Here is a 12,689-nt window from a genome sequence, read left to right on the forward strand (position 1 = left end):
TTATTTGATAATTACGGTTTCAAGCACCTGATCAATACTCTCGAAAAGATGGAACCGAGTTTCGTTTTTAACATCAGCCGGAATATCTGTCAAGTCCTTTTCATTTGCGGACGGAAGTATGATCTCCTTCACTCCGGCTCTGTGTGCGGCGAGCACCTTTTCCTTTATTCCGCCCACGGGAAGAACTCTGCCTCTGAGAGTTATTTCCCCGGTCATGGCTATACGGCAGTTCACCTTGAGTCCCGAAAGGGCGGACATAAGCGCCGTTGTCATGGTTATCCCTGCGGAGGGGCCGTCCTTCGGCACTGCACCTTCGGGGACGTGGAGGTGTATATCATTATCCTTAAACATATAAGCCGGAATACCGAACTTATCCGCCCTGCTTTTCACGACAGAGAGGGCAGTTCTTGCGGATTCACTCATAACCTCGCCAAGCTTCCCTGTGAGTTCCAGCTTTCCGCTTCCGGGGAAGACAGATACCTCTATCTGGAGAATATCGCCGCCGTATGGTGTCCATGCGAGCCCGGTGGCTATGCCTTTGTCCTCGTCCTCTCTGAGCTCCTCATGGCGGTATTTCTTCTTGCCGAGCATTTTCTCAACAGTCTCGGCGTTTATTTTTACGGTCTTCTTCTTTTTATTCTGGACGATGAGCCTCGCCGCCTTGCGGATGACAGAGGCTATCTCGCGCTCAAGGGTACGAACCCCCGCCTCGCGCGTGTAGCTTTTTATTATCTCACTGACTGCGGAATCGGCTATTTTCACCTGCTCCGCTGTGAGGCTGTGCTCCTCAAGCTGTTTTGGGATGAGGAAGTTTTTTGCGATGCTGAACTTTTCCTTTTCCGTGTACCCGGCAAGGCCGATTATCTCCATCCTGTCCAGCAGGGGAGCAGGTATGCTCTCCACGCTGTTTGCGGTGGTTATGAAAAGCACCTTGGAGAGGTCAAACTCCACCTCCATGTAGTGATCCATAAATGTGGAGTTCTGCTCAGGGTCAAGGGTTTCAAGCAGCGCACTTGAAGGATCACCTCTGTAGTCGGAGCCGAGTTTATCTATTTCATCCAGCAGGAACACAGGGTTCATGCTGCCTGATTTTTTTATGGACTGAATTATTTTGCCGGGAAGAGCACCTACATAGGTTCTTCTGTGGCCGCGGATTTCCGCCTCGTCTCTCATTCCGCCCAGACTCATGCGGACAAACTTTCTCCCCATGGATTCGGCGATGGAGCGCGCGAGGGACGTTTTGCCCACACCGGGAGGGCCCGCAAAACAGATTATGGGACCTTTCAGCTTTTTGGAGAGGGAGCGCACGGCAAGGTATTCCAGAATGCGTTCTTTGGGTTTTTCAAGGCCGAAGTGATCCCGGTTGAGTATCTCCTCCGCCCTTGTTATATCAAGGTTGTCCTCTGTGGTTTTACCCCACGGGATGCTCACCAGCCAGTCCAGATAGTTTCTGGAAACGGTGGTCTCGGAGCTCATTGCGGGCATGCTGCGGAACTTTTTCAGCTCCTTCATCGCCTTTTCCCGCACCTCGTCCGGCATAAGGGATTCCTTTATCTTCGATTCTATCTCGTCCGCCTCGGCCTTGGGATCTTCGTCCCTGCCGAGTTCCTTGTTTATAGCCTTAATCTGTTCTCCGAGGTAATATTCCCTCTGAGCCTTGGCCATCTGGGTTTTGACCTTCTTTTTGATCCTTTCGTCAATACGGATCAGCTCTATCTCTGTGAAAAGGGTTTCCATAACCTTTTCCACACGCTCAGGCAGACTGTTTATCTCAAGGATTTCCTGATGGGTTTCATTTTTGACATGCACACTTCCCGCTATCATCCACGTAAGTGTTTCCAGATCGCGCATGTTTTTGATATTTTCCCGCACACCCGGATCAACCTTGCCCGAAAGTTCTGCATATTCGTTAAAAGCTTTCATCAGCCCGGCGGTCATAGCCTCTGTGTTTTCGTACTCTTCCCTTTCTATTACAGGGCGCACTTCCGCATAAAGACATTCGGGTTCATCGAAAAACTTCTCGACTCTCCCTCTGGTAAGCCCTTCCACAAGTATTTTTATGGAGCCGTCAGGAAGCTTGAGCACCTGGAGAACCTTTGCTATTGTGCCTGTTTCGTTAAGATCGGCCATGCCCGGTTCGTTGACCGTGAGGTCCTTCTGGAGGGTGAAAAATATTCGTCTGTCTGTGGAATCTGCTATTTCAACTGCCTCGACTGATTTTTTTCTGCCGAGGAAAACGGGGGTAATCATACCTGGGTATATAACCATATCCCTGAGAGGGATAAGGGCGTATTGCTCGCTTATGCTCACTTATGACACCTGTATGGAGGAATTAAAAAGGAAAAAGAGACGGGCTAGGCCGTCTCTTTCTGATTTTCATAGATTATTATCGGCTTTGCTTTTCCGGTGATGACATCTTCATTCACCACACACTCTTTAACATTCTTGAGGGAGGGAACCTCATACATGATGTCCATCATGGATTCCTCAAGGATGGAGCGCAGACCCCTTGCTCCGGTTTTTCTGGTGAGTGCCTGCTTTGCCACAGCCTTAAGGGCGGAGTTGGTGAACTCAAGCTTCACGTCATCAAATGCGAACATCTCCTTATACTGGCGGAGAAGGGAGTTTTTGGGCTCCACAAGGATACGGATAAGCGCGTCCTCGTTGAGATCCTCAAGAGCGGCGGTAACGGGGAGCCTGCCTATGAACTCAGGTATAAGTCCGTACTTGCCGAGGTCTTCGGGGCGAACGTTCTTAAGGAGTTCATAGCGCTTCATTTCCCTTGTTTCATCTATTTTGGAGCTGAAACCGAGGGTTTTCTCGCCCATTCTCCTTTTCACTATGTCCTCGATGCCTTCAAAGGCGCCGCCGCATATGAAAAGGATGTTGGAAGTGTCCACCTGAATATATTCCTGATTCGGGTGCTTGCGTCCGCCCTGAGGGGGAACGTTTGCCACCGTACCTTCGATTATTTTAAGCAGTGCCTGCTGAACACCCTCGCCGCTTACATCTCTGGTGATGGAAGGGCTGTCGGTCTTCTTGGAGATTTTGTCTATCTCATCGATGAAGATAATCCCCTTCTGGGCGCGCTCAACATCATAGTCAGCGTTCTGGAGAAGCTTAAGAACAACGTTTTCCACATCCTCACCCACATAGCCCGCTTCCGTAAGGGTTGTGGCATCGGCGATTGCGAAGGGAACATTCAGTATCTTCGCGAGGGTTCTGGCGAGAAGGGTCTTGCCTGTTCCGGTGGGGCCGAGGAGGAGAATGTTGCTTTTCTCAAGTTCGACTTCGGTCTTGCTGCCGTGGAGAATACGCTTGTAGTGGTTGTGCACCGCAACGCTGAGAACCTTTTTCGCCTGCTGCTGGCCGATTACGTAATCATCCAGCTTTTTGCTGAGTTCTCTGGGAGTGAGCAGGTTCAGGTCTTTGGTTCCCTGTTCCTCAAAATTGTCTTCGCTCAGTATTTCGTTGCAGAGTTCTATGCACTCATTGCAGATATAAACATCTGGCCCTGCAATAAGCTTTTTGACCTCTTCCTGACTTTTGCCGCAGAAAGAGCAGTTGAGTGATTCTTTACTTTTTTTCATAAAAATACGCTCCCGTTAAAGGCGCTTCCGCAGGCAACTACACGCGGAAACAGGCACAGAGCTTCTGCACTGTGCCGCATTCTGATCAAGATACCTGCCTGCCTGCAAATTTCAACCTTATATTTGTATAAGACTAAAATCAGCCTCTTTTCACAATAACATCGTCAATAAGGCCGTATTCTTTAGCCTCGGTGCTGCTCATGAAAAAGTCGCGGTCGGAGTCCTTCTCAAGTTCCTGTACGCTTCTGCCGGAACGCTCGGCGAGAATCTCGTTGAGGAGCTTCTTCATGCGTCCCACTTCGCGGGCATGGATTTCAATATCCGTAGCCTGCCCCTGAAAACCGCCCAGAGGCTGGTGAATCATTATCCTTGCATTCGGTACGGCAAACCTTTTGCCCTTTGCGCCGCATGCAAGAAGAACAGCACCCATGCTGGCCGCCTGACCGAGACATATTGTAGATACCGCAGGCTTGATATAGTTCATGGTATCCATAATCGCGAACCCGCTGGTGATTACACCGCCGGGGCTGTTGATATAGAGGAATATGTCCTTCTCAGGATCTTCTGCTTCAAGGAAAAGAAGCTGCGCTATGATAAGGTTCGCCACCATATCGTCAATAGGTGTGCCGAGAAAGACAATTCTGTCTTTCAGAAGCCTTGAGTATATGTCGTAGGAGCGTTCCCCTCTGCCTGTCTGCTCTATGACAAAGGGGACGTAAGCGTTTGTTTCCTTCATAAATTACTCTCCGGAGGCAGTTTCTTCCGCATTCTCCTGCTCAGCTTTAAGTCTTGCCTCTAATTCTTCTTTAGTGATTTCTTTGAGTGTAACATTATTTTTTCCGGCAAGGAAAGCTGTAACTTTATCTGTGTTGATGGAGTTTCTCAGTGAGTTCATGCCGTTGTGCTTTTCAACCTCTGTTCTGTAGTCGGCAGGGGTCATTTTGCTCATCTTCGCATATTTCTCTATTGTTTTCTCAACATCTTCATCTGTAACGGTAAGGGCGAATTTCTCAGTGATGTGGTTGATGATCAGTGCGCCTTTAACCTGTTTTTCGGCAGTTTCCATGTGCTGTTCGGCTATTTTCTCCTTGGAGATGCCGAAACGGGCGGGATCCATGCCGTAAGACATGTACTGCTGGAGGGTCTGGTCTGCAAGTCTGTAAGCCTGCTCCCTTACCATAGCCTGAGGTATGCTGAATGAGTTCTCGGCTATTACTTTCTCTATAATATCGTTGAGGAGTTTGTCATCAGCCTGACGCTCTGAGCTTTCCTCAAGTTCGGTTTTGATTGTTTCTCTGAGATCTGCGAAGCTTTCGAATTTTTCATCAACAGCCTGAGCAAAATCATCATCAAGTGCGGGAAGAACCTTCGCCTTGATCTCCTTCATATTGATGCCGAAGGTAATAGGCTGACCTGCGAGGCTGGGCTCGTGGTATTTTTCGGGGAAGGTGACTTCGATGTCTTTCTGCTCACCGGTTTTCATGCCGATAAGCTGAGCCTCGAATCCGGGGATGAAAGCGCCGGAGCCGATTTCAAGGGAGTAGTTCTGCGCAGTTGCGGAGGGAATAACCTCGCCGTCTTTGCGGCCTTCGAAATCGATTACCGTCATGTCGCCGTCCTGAACTGCTCTGTCAGCAACGGGCTCATAGCTTACCTGATTCTTTCTGATGTTCTCTATAACCTGCTCAACATCAGTATCAGTAACGGTAACTTTTTCCTTAATGAAGTCATAGCCTTCAAACTTGCTCACTTCTATTGCGGGGAAAACATCCACATACGCCTTGAATGTGATGGGTTCGCCGTCTTCAAACTTAACATCTTTTATTTCGGGAGCACCGAGAGCTTTAATATCCTGCTGCTGGATGGCTGCAAAAACAGAGTCGTTGATAAGTTTTTCGAGAGCCTGAACCTTAACCGCGTGTCCGTGTTCTTTCAGGATCTTATCCTTGGGTGCTTTACCCTGTCTGAAACCTGCGATTTTGGCTTTCTGAGCGACTTTTTTGTATTCAGCCTCAAAGACCTGCTCGTATTTTTCCACAGAAAGTTCTACGGAAAGCTCCTTCTGGGATTTCTCGGCGTCTCTCACTTCAACTTTCATTGACTTCTCCTTAAGATAAACAGTGCGGGAATGCATCTTTTATATTTGATTTTTTTATAAAATGACAAAACAAAGCCCAAGGGGTTCCCCCGGCTTTGCAATCGATCAAAAAAACATAATATGGAGCTTACGGACTTTCCGCTGAGATTTAAGGAAGCGTGGAAAAAGCGGGTGACCGGGCTCGAACCGGCGACCTCAACCTTGGCAAGGTTGCGCTCTACCAACTGAGCTACACCCGCTTACAAAAATCTATGACAGACCTGATTAAGACACAAGTGCGAGTGAAGGGACTTGAACCCCCACGCCAAAGGCACTTGATCCTAAGTCAAGCGCGTCTACCATTCCGCCACACTCGCAAGGGCGAATAAGGGTGAGTGACGGGGATTGAACCCGCGACAACAGGAATCACAATCCTGTACTCTACCAACTGAGCTACACCCACCATATTATCCGTTCTTACTCAACGCGCTCAGGAGGACTCGAACCTCCAACCTACGGATTAGAAGTCCGTTGCTCTATCCTGTTGAGCTATGAGCGCTCTGTTACAGGAAACAAGCTTTTATCAAAACGATGAGGAAAAGTCAACATTTTTTAAAGAGATCAGAAAATTAAAACCGACATTAATCCGCCCGCGCCTGAAACCCCCTAATATTTCCCTTGCCTAGCCAGCGAAAAAACAATACTTTCAAGGCAGACAGCGGAGGTTATAAGTTGTTTTTAGACGGTACACCTATATATATAGGGACGAGTGGCTACAAGCATGACGACTGGCTCGGAACCCTTTATCCCCAATACCTTAAGAATGAACAGTTTCTTGACTACTATGCAAACAGCTTCGGGCTGAACTTTGTGGAGATAACATACCCCTTTTACGCTGTACCCACTGCGGAAACCACAGCAAGGATAGCCGAAAACGGCGGGGACAGACTCCACTACTCGGTCCGCCTCTTTAAGGACTTTCTCAAGGAAAGGCTGGACAGGGCAAAAGTGCGCGAATTCCGCGAGGGGATGCAGCCGCTCATGGAAACGGGCAGGATCAAATGCTGGCTTGCCGATTTCCATCACACATTCAAGCCGTCAAAAGAGAATCTGGACAGAATACTCCGCCTGCGTGACAGCTTTTCGGATCTCCCTTTCTTCGCTGAGCTTCCCAGAGGCTGGCACAGGGAGAAACAGATAGACGACCTGCGCAACAACGCCGTAGGACTTGTGGTGGCGGACATGCCCCGCAACCCCAACCTGCCCCCGTTCATACCCTGTGCGCCGAACCAGCGCGCCTACTTCCGCCTTTACGGACGGAATAAAGGCTGGACTCTGCCCGCTAAAAAGGTTCTGGACTACAGCTATATCAAGCCTGAGCTTGAGGAGATCAAGGAAGGAATATCAACCGTCACCTCGGTCTCCAAAGAGATTTTTGTCTCCTTCTGCAATGTTGTCAGGGCACAGGGAGCTTACAATGCAAAGTATTTCGCCGGAATGACGGAAGAATGAGATGCGCCTCTCTGATAGATACACAGCCATGTTTCCTGCCTCCGAAAGAGAATACAGAAAAGCCCTTGAGCTTTTCCCCGGAGGCATCTGCCACGATATAAGAAGGTTTGAGCCCTTTCCTTTCGTGACCGACAGCGCAGAGGGCGCATATCTCCAGACCATAGACGGGGTAACGCTCCTTGATCTCTGGTGCGGGCATTACGGCAACATCTTAGGCCACGCCTCACCCGAAACAGCAGCAGCCCTTCGCGAGGCGGCGGAGAACGGCACACATACCGGAACACTCAACGAACAGCAGATAAGGCTCGCTTCCTTAATAAAGAGCGCAGTGCCCGAAATGGAGTTAATGCGCTTCTGCACCTCCGGCACGGAGGCCACAATGTATGCCGTGCGCACAGCCAAGGCTTACACAGGCAGGGAGCTTGTCCTCAAGATTGAGGGCGGCTGGCACGGCGCGAACAGTGAGCTTTCATACGACATCAAACCCCCTTTCAACAGACTGACCGGCTCAGGCGGAACCATATCGCTCCCTTTTAACAATATGGAGGCAACCGCTGATGTCCTCTCCAAGGTGGATGACAATGCGGCTGCAATCATAATTGAGCCTGTGATAGGCGCAGGCGGAGGCATACCCGCAAAAGAGGAATATCTCCGCATGCTCCGCGAATTCTGCGACCGCACCGGCACTGTGCTTATTTTCGATGAAGTGATCACAGGATTCCGCTTCCGTTTCGGCAGCATATGGCCGCTTACGGGTGTAAAGCCGGATATGTTCACCATGGGGAAAATCATAGGCGGCGGACTGGCAATAGGCGCATACGGCGGCAGAAAAGAGATAATGAGCACTATCACAGATAAAAAAATTGTTGTGGGCGGCGGAACCTTTTCTGCCTCTCCCGTGACGATGAACGCAGGCTTCAACACGCTCACCACCCTGAAAAAGGCGGACTACACAGCACTGAACAGCGCCGGAGACACAATCAGGGAGCGCATAAAGGCCTCTGTGAGTAAATTTACCGCAAAAGCCTGCGTAACAGGGTTCGGCTCCTTCTTCTTTCTGCATTTCCTCAACGATGTCCCTCAGGAAGTGACATGCAGACCCTCAAGGCTGCTCCCCGCCATGGACAGGGAGACCGAGAAGCTTTTTAAAACCGCAATGATACTGAACGGAGTATTCACCATGCATTCCGGCGGCGCCTTGAGCTTTGCCCATCTCAAAACCGCAGGATTGTCCGATATAATAATAAAAGCCTACGAAGACTCTCTGGAGGCAGTATTCAGTGAAGGAAGGCAAATTCTTCCGTAAAAAAGCCGCCGCTATCGGCTATGACCCGTCAAAGGACAGCGCACCCAGGCTTCTGGCCAAGGGGACAGGGGTGATCGCGGAAAAAATCATTGAAAAAGCCAAGGAACATGACATCCAGATAAAAGAGGATAAAGACCTTGTGGAGGTTCTGGCAACGCTGGATCTCCATGAGGAGATACCTGAGAATATGTATAAGGCAGTCGCCCAGCTCCTCGCCGAAATCTACCGCATAAACGCAAGACTTTAATATTTCTAAGCCTTTTCAGTTCATAATGTTTTTTTCGCTTTCAGTATTAAACCCTTTTTATTCCGTATTATATAACTGATTTATAATTCCGTCCTGCTCTGTAAACTGAAAACACAAAATTTATTGTGAATTAATTTATTTCATAAATCGAGAACCGATATGAAATTCCTATAACGGCTATAGCCGCCTGTTTTCGCCAGTCATCTTTTAGAACATTATTTATATTACAGCCAATAGCAGAATTATTAACTTTATATTAATAATAAACAATGTTAACTTTTTTCACTAAAATTAATAGTAACTTACTGTAACTTTACTTATAAAGAACATAGTTATAAACCGATGATCACTGCGCAATGCCCTGCTTGTGGCTGAAATTTGCTATTGCAGGGAGGTTTTATATAATATATACACAGGAAAAATAATAATTCATTGTTCATAACTTATTAAATCGGTCGGATTTTAATTCTTAAATATAGAATGGAGGTTCACTAATGGCAAAACAGGAATTGACCAAACAGATTACCCCCGCTGAGGCGGTGAGCAAAAAGGTAAGTGAAGCAGCAAGCTTCGCCGAAACGGTTATCAAAGACACCACAGCCAACCCTGCGCCCCTCGGCCTTATGGGTTTCGGCCTCACAACAATCCTTCTCAACCTGCACAACATCGGCCTGTTCGGTCTGGGAAGCATGATTCTTTCCATGGGCATTTTCTACGGCGGCATAGCACAGATTATCGCCGGGATAATGGAGTGGAAAAAGAAAAACACCTTCGGCACTGTGGCATTCATATCATATGGTTTTTTCTGGATAACCCTTGTGGGTCTCATAGTTTTCCCCAAATTCGGCTTCGCTGAGGCTCCTGATGCAACAGCCATGGCTTCGTTCCTTTTCTTCTGGGGATTCTTTACTCTTATACTTTTCCTCGGCACTTTTAAAATGAACTACACTATGATAGCTATCTTCGGCTCGCTGACTGTTCTTTTCTTCCTCCTTGCTGTGGGCGACATGACAGGCAACCCCGCCATAAAAACCATAGCCGGATACGAAGGCGTTCTCTGCGGAGCACTGGCTGTTTATGCCGGAGCGGCTCAGATACTCAACGAAATATACGGCCGTGAAGTTCTCCCGCTGGGAGCAATAGACTAAGCAGATGGACTATACCAGACTGGAAACTGGCCCTCTCTCCTTTGCCGGATGGACTGTGGACATACGCAGAGGGAGAGGCACTGTAACCGATTTTCACGGCAGCAGCGTCGCAGGTTTCAGCGTAACTCATGACGGCGGAATCGTGCTTGAGCACGGCTCCGCCAAGTACGCTGACATGGCGCTCATTGCCCTGCGCACCTATGTGCGTGAACACGCTATCTCAGCCCTTATTCAGGAAGAGACCGCCATAAGGGACACAACAGCAAACCCTGCCCCCCTTGGGCTCATGGGCTTCGGTCTCACTACCATCCTCCTTAATCTTCACAACATCGGTCTTTTCGGCCTTGGCAGCATGATAATTGCCATGGGGCTTTTCTATGGCGGAGCGGCGCAGATCATCGCAGGAATGATGGAGTGGAAAAAGAAAAATACCTTCGGAACAGTGGCGTTCATTTCCTACGGCTTCTTCTGGATAACCCTTGTCGGGATGCTGACTTTCCCCAGATTAGGCTTTGCTGAGGCTCCGGATTCCAGTGCCCTTGCCTCGTTTCTTTTCTTCTGGGGGTTTTTCACTCTCATACTTTTTGTGGGCACATTCAGGATAAGCCGCGCCCTGACTGTTGTTTTCTTTCTGCTCACACTGCTTTTTTTCATGCTCGGTGCGGCGGATATGCTGGAGAGTGCCACACTTAAAACCGCTGCGGGCTACATAGGTATATTATGCGGGCTGTCAGCGGTTTATACCGGGGCAGCACAGATACTCGGCGAGGTTTACAAAAGAGAGATTCTCCCTTTGGGTGAGTTTAAATAGAATACGCTTAAAATTTTTTTGAAAAATAAATGAATCTTCCCAAGGGGCATCTGTCTTACCTTTATACAAAGACATAATCTTCCGTGTTAACCCCTTGCACGAAAAAAGCCGCCCTGCGCCGGGCGGCTTTTTGCATTTTATATGTAGTCGCTTATTTTCTTAAGAATCACTTCGGGCTTTTTTGCCTTGGTAAGGTACTCATCCGCATACAGGGAGGAGAAGTTTCTCTTGTACTGCTCATAGGCAGTCAGCAGAAAAACAGGGAGCTTCTCGTTTGCGTCCTTGACCTCTTTCAGTATGTCCAGCCCGCTTTTGCCGGGCATGTTCACATCCAGCAGCACAAGATCAGGCAGACCAGCACCCAGAGCAGTCAGAGCCTGTTCTCCGTCCATGGCGACCTGAACCTCGTATCCGTTGCTTTCAAGGAGTTCACTGTAGTATTGAATAATACCCTTGTCATCATCCACAAGCAGTATTTTTTTAGTCATCAAATCCTCCGGTTTTCGGCAGAATAAGAGAGAAAACTGCACCGGTACTGTCATTGGTAACAGTGATCTGTCCGCCGTGAGCTGTCATAATTTTTTTGGAGAGGGAGAGCCCCAGTCCTGTGCCGTCCTGCTTGCTTGAGTGGAAAGGCTCGAAAATCTTTTCCATCTCGCAGTCAGGTACACCGCCCCCCGTATCTTTAATATAAAGTATAATCGTTTCCGAACTTTCTTCAGCACTTATTTTTAAGTCGCCGCCGCTCGGCATTACCTGAATAGCATTTATGATAACATTTATCAACACCTGAATAAACCTGTTTTTATCAGCATAAACAGTTATTTCAGGGTCAACTGACTTGCTCACGTGTATCATCCCTATGCTTATATTTTCGGAAAGCAGCCTGAGGGTTTCATTCACAACGCTGTCAAGGTGGATCTTCTCTATTTTGAGGTCAACACTTTTGGAGTAGTCAAGAATCTCCGTAACGAGGTTTTCAAGCCTTGTCACCTCAGACTGAATCATGGCTATATAATTATCCATACGCGGGTCGGAGCCGAAAGCCGCAAGCCTTTTTGCGAAACCGCCTATGGCAACCAGCGGATTTTTAAGCTCGTGGGCGACAGTGGCCGCCAGCATGCCCATTTTCACAAGGTCCTTGGAGACATAGTCAACTTTTTCGAAATCTTCCTCATAGGTTTTAAGGCGTATGAGTTCGCCGCGCATATTTGCGTTGCTGATGGCAATGGAGCAGAGATTGGAGTAAAACTGTAAAACAGCAGCAGCCTCTTCAGAATAACCGCCGCTGCCTGTGGCTATTACAATTCCTGCCGCAGTGCCGTCCATATTGATGAGCGGGCTGGCGTATGCCTCACCCTTAAGGCAGTCCTGCATGCCCCTCCAGTCGTCTATTTCATCTAGGTTCAGCCTTTCGCATCTGCCGAAGTACATAACATCTGACAGAGGGCTTTTTTTCGTAAGCCTGATCTTCCTGCTCCGGAAGCGTATGCCCTCTCCGGCTTTGCCTCCGCAGTCTCCGGCATATACAAGCCCCCTGACCTCCAGAAGGATTTCATTCAGCAGAAAAACCCCGGCGGAATCGAACAACGGGGAGGAGATAATCATCTGAACAAGCTCGTTAAGCACGCTGTCTATGCTTTCGCCGCTGACTATGCTGCCTAATATCTCCGCGCGGCGGGCGCACTCGGAGGGAATATGCTCCCTGAACAAATCACCGTACAGATTCACCGCATCCGTGACTACCAAACGGGCTTTTTCTTCATTTATTCTGCCTCTGCCCGCAATAGTGCATGAGAAATTTTCTCCTTTAATTTCAAGGAGATAATCCCCTGTCTCACCGCTTTCGAGGAGAGTGCGTGTTTTAGCGGAGAAAGTGACAGTGCACGAAAGAATACTAACGCCGAGAGAGTTTTCCAGCAGACGGACAAAACGGGCATCCGGAGTCATAAAACACGACCTGAATCATTGTATTGTAATTGAAAAAAAGGGGGCATA

At 48.6% G+C, this 12,689-nt stretch carries 11 protein-coding genes and 4 tRNA genes; 5 read left to right on the forward strand and 10 right to left on the reverse strand.

All coding sequences use genetic code 11. From position 1 onward, the window contains the following. From lon to OSQ85_RS00845, 8 genes are all read right to left on the reverse strand, one after another. Positions 1–2,310 carry an endopeptidase La gene (gene lon, locus OSQ85_RS00810; RefSeq protein ID WP_265820737.1) on the reverse strand — a complete coding sequence of 770 codons (2,310 nt, stop codon included), beginning with the start codon at positions 2,308–2,310 and terminating at the stop codon, positions 1–3. A 44-nt stretch (positions 2,311–2,354) separates the two neighbouring features. Beyond that, positions 2,355–3,590, reverse strand: a complete 1,236-nt coding sequence (gene clpX, locus OSQ85_RS00815; RefSeq protein WP_265820738.1) for an ATP-dependent Clp protease ATP-binding subunit ClpX — start codon at positions 3,588–3,590, stop codon at positions 2,355–2,357. Between the two features lie 139 nt (positions 3,591–3,729). Then, positions 3,730–4,326: an ATP-dependent Clp endopeptidase proteolytic subunit ClpP gene (gene clpP, locus OSQ85_RS00820; protein WP_265820739.1), complete on the reverse strand. Its 597-nt coding sequence runs from the start codon at positions 4,324–4,326 to the stop codon at positions 3,730–3,732. Between the two features lie 3 nt (positions 4,327–4,329). Next, positions 4,330–5,688, reverse strand: coding sequence for a trigger factor (gene tig / locus OSQ85_RS00825; RefSeq protein WP_265820740.1), 1,359 nt, complete (start codon positions 5,686–5,688; stop codon positions 4,330–4,332). Positions 5,689–5,854: 166 nt separating this feature from the next. Next, positions 5,855–5,927: transfer RNA gene (locus tag OSQ85_RS00830), tRNA-Gly, on the reverse strand. A 37-nt stretch (positions 5,928–5,964) separates the two neighbouring features. Beyond that, positions 5,965–6,044, reverse strand: a tRNA-Leu gene (locus OSQ85_RS00835). A gap of 13 nt (positions 6,045–6,057) precedes the next feature. Continuing rightward, a tRNA-His gene (locus OSQ85_RS00840) sits at positions 6,058–6,130 on the reverse strand. Positions 6,131–6,152: 22 nt separating this feature from the next. Then, positions 6,153–6,226 (reverse strand) — tRNA-Arg (locus tag OSQ85_RS00845). 173 nt (positions 6,227–6,399) lie between these two features. Here OSQ85_RS00845 and OSQ85_RS00850 point away from each other — a divergent pair. The 5 genes from OSQ85_RS00850 to OSQ85_RS00870 all read left to right on the forward strand — a co-directional run bounded on the left by OSQ85_RS00850 (position 6,400) and on the right by OSQ85_RS00870 (position 10,691). Continuing rightward, a complete protein-coding gene (locus OSQ85_RS00850; RefSeq protein ID WP_265820741.1) occupies positions 6,400–7,179 on the forward strand; it encodes a DUF72 domain-containing protein in 780 nt (259 codons plus the stop codon). 1 nt (position 7,180) lies between these two features. Beyond that, entirely contained in the window at positions 7,181–8,485 is a 1,305-nt protein-coding gene (locus OSQ85_RS00855) for an aspartate aminotransferase family protein (protein ID WP_265820742.1), read from the forward strand. Continuing rightward, positions 8,460–8,732, forward strand: coding sequence for an EscU/YscU/HrcU family type III secretion system export apparatus switch protein (locus OSQ85_RS00860; RefSeq protein ID WP_265820743.1), 273 nt, complete (start codon positions 8,460–8,462; stop codon positions 8,730–8,732). The genes OSQ85_RS00855 and OSQ85_RS00860 overlap by 26 nt, the downstream gene beginning before the upstream one ends. A 494-nt stretch (positions 8,733–9,226) precedes the next feature. Beyond that, positions 9,227–9,880 (forward strand): acetate uptake transporter, encoded by a 654-nt coding sequence (locus OSQ85_RS00865; RefSeq protein ID WP_265820745.1) that lies wholly within the window; start codon positions 9,227–9,229, stop codon positions 9,878–9,880. Between the two features lie 175 nt (positions 9,881–10,055). After that, the gene (locus OSQ85_RS00870) at positions 10,056–10,691 is read left to right on the forward strand and encodes an acetate uptake transporter (RefSeq protein ID WP_407649286.1); all 636 of its coding nucleotides are present in this window, start codon (positions 10,056–10,058) and stop codon (positions 10,689–10,691) included. Between the two features lie 137 nt (positions 10,692–10,828). Here OSQ85_RS00870 and OSQ85_RS00875 read toward each other — a convergent pair whose 3' ends face one another. Both OSQ85_RS00875 and OSQ85_RS00880 read right to left on the reverse strand, forming a co-directional pair. After that, positions 10,829–11,179, reverse strand: a complete 351-nt coding sequence (locus OSQ85_RS00875) for a response regulator (protein WP_265820747.1) — start codon at positions 11,177–11,179, stop codon at positions 10,829–10,831. Then, entirely contained in the window at positions 11,172–12,641 is a 1,470-nt protein-coding gene (locus tag OSQ85_RS00880; protein ID WP_265820748.1) for a sensor histidine kinase, read from the reverse strand. Before OSQ85_RS00880 ends, OSQ85_RS00875 begins: the two co-directional genes overlap by 8 nt. Between the last annotated feature and the right edge of the window lie 48 nt (positions 12,642–12,689).

It is taken from the genome of Geovibrio ferrireducens (genome assembly GCF_026226615.1).
In the GTDB taxonomy this organism is placed as follows: Bacteria; Chrysiogenota; Deferribacteres; order Deferribacterales; family Geovibrionaceae; genus Geovibrio; species Geovibrio ferrireducens.

Bases quoted from the DNA above. Each gene is read 5' to 3' on its own strand.
- clpX (WP_265820738.1), bottom strand. From the start codon at position 3,590: ATGAAAAAAAGTAAAGAATCACTCAACTGCTCTTTCTGCGGCAAAAGT.
- clpP (WP_265820739.1), bottom strand. From the start codon at position 4,326: ATGAAGGAAACAAACGCTTACGTCCCCTTTGTCATAGAGCAGACAGGC.
- tig (WP_265820740.1), bottom strand. From the start codon at position 5,688: ATGAAAGTTGAAGTGAGAGACGCCGAGAAATCCCAGAAGGAGCTTTCC.
- OSQ85_RS00855 (WP_265820742.1), top strand. From the start codon at position 7,181: ATGCGCCTCTCTGATAGATACACAGCCATGTTTCCTGCCTCCGAAAGA.
- OSQ85_RS00865 (WP_265820745.1), top strand. From the start codon at position 9,227: ATGGCAAAACAGGAATTGACCAAACAGATTACCCCCGCTGAGGCGGTG.
- OSQ85_RS00870 (WP_407649286.1), top strand. From the start codon at position 10,056: ATGGCGCTCATTGCCCTGCGCACCTATGTGCGTGAACACGCTATCTCA.
- OSQ85_RS00875 (WP_265820747.1), bottom strand. From the start codon at position 11,179: ATGACTAAAAAAATACTGCTTGTGGATGATGACAAGGGTATTATTCAA.
- OSQ85_RS00880 (WP_265820748.1), bottom strand. From the start codon at position 12,641: ATGACTCCGGATGCCCGTTTTGTCCGTCTGCTGGAAAACTCTCTCGGC.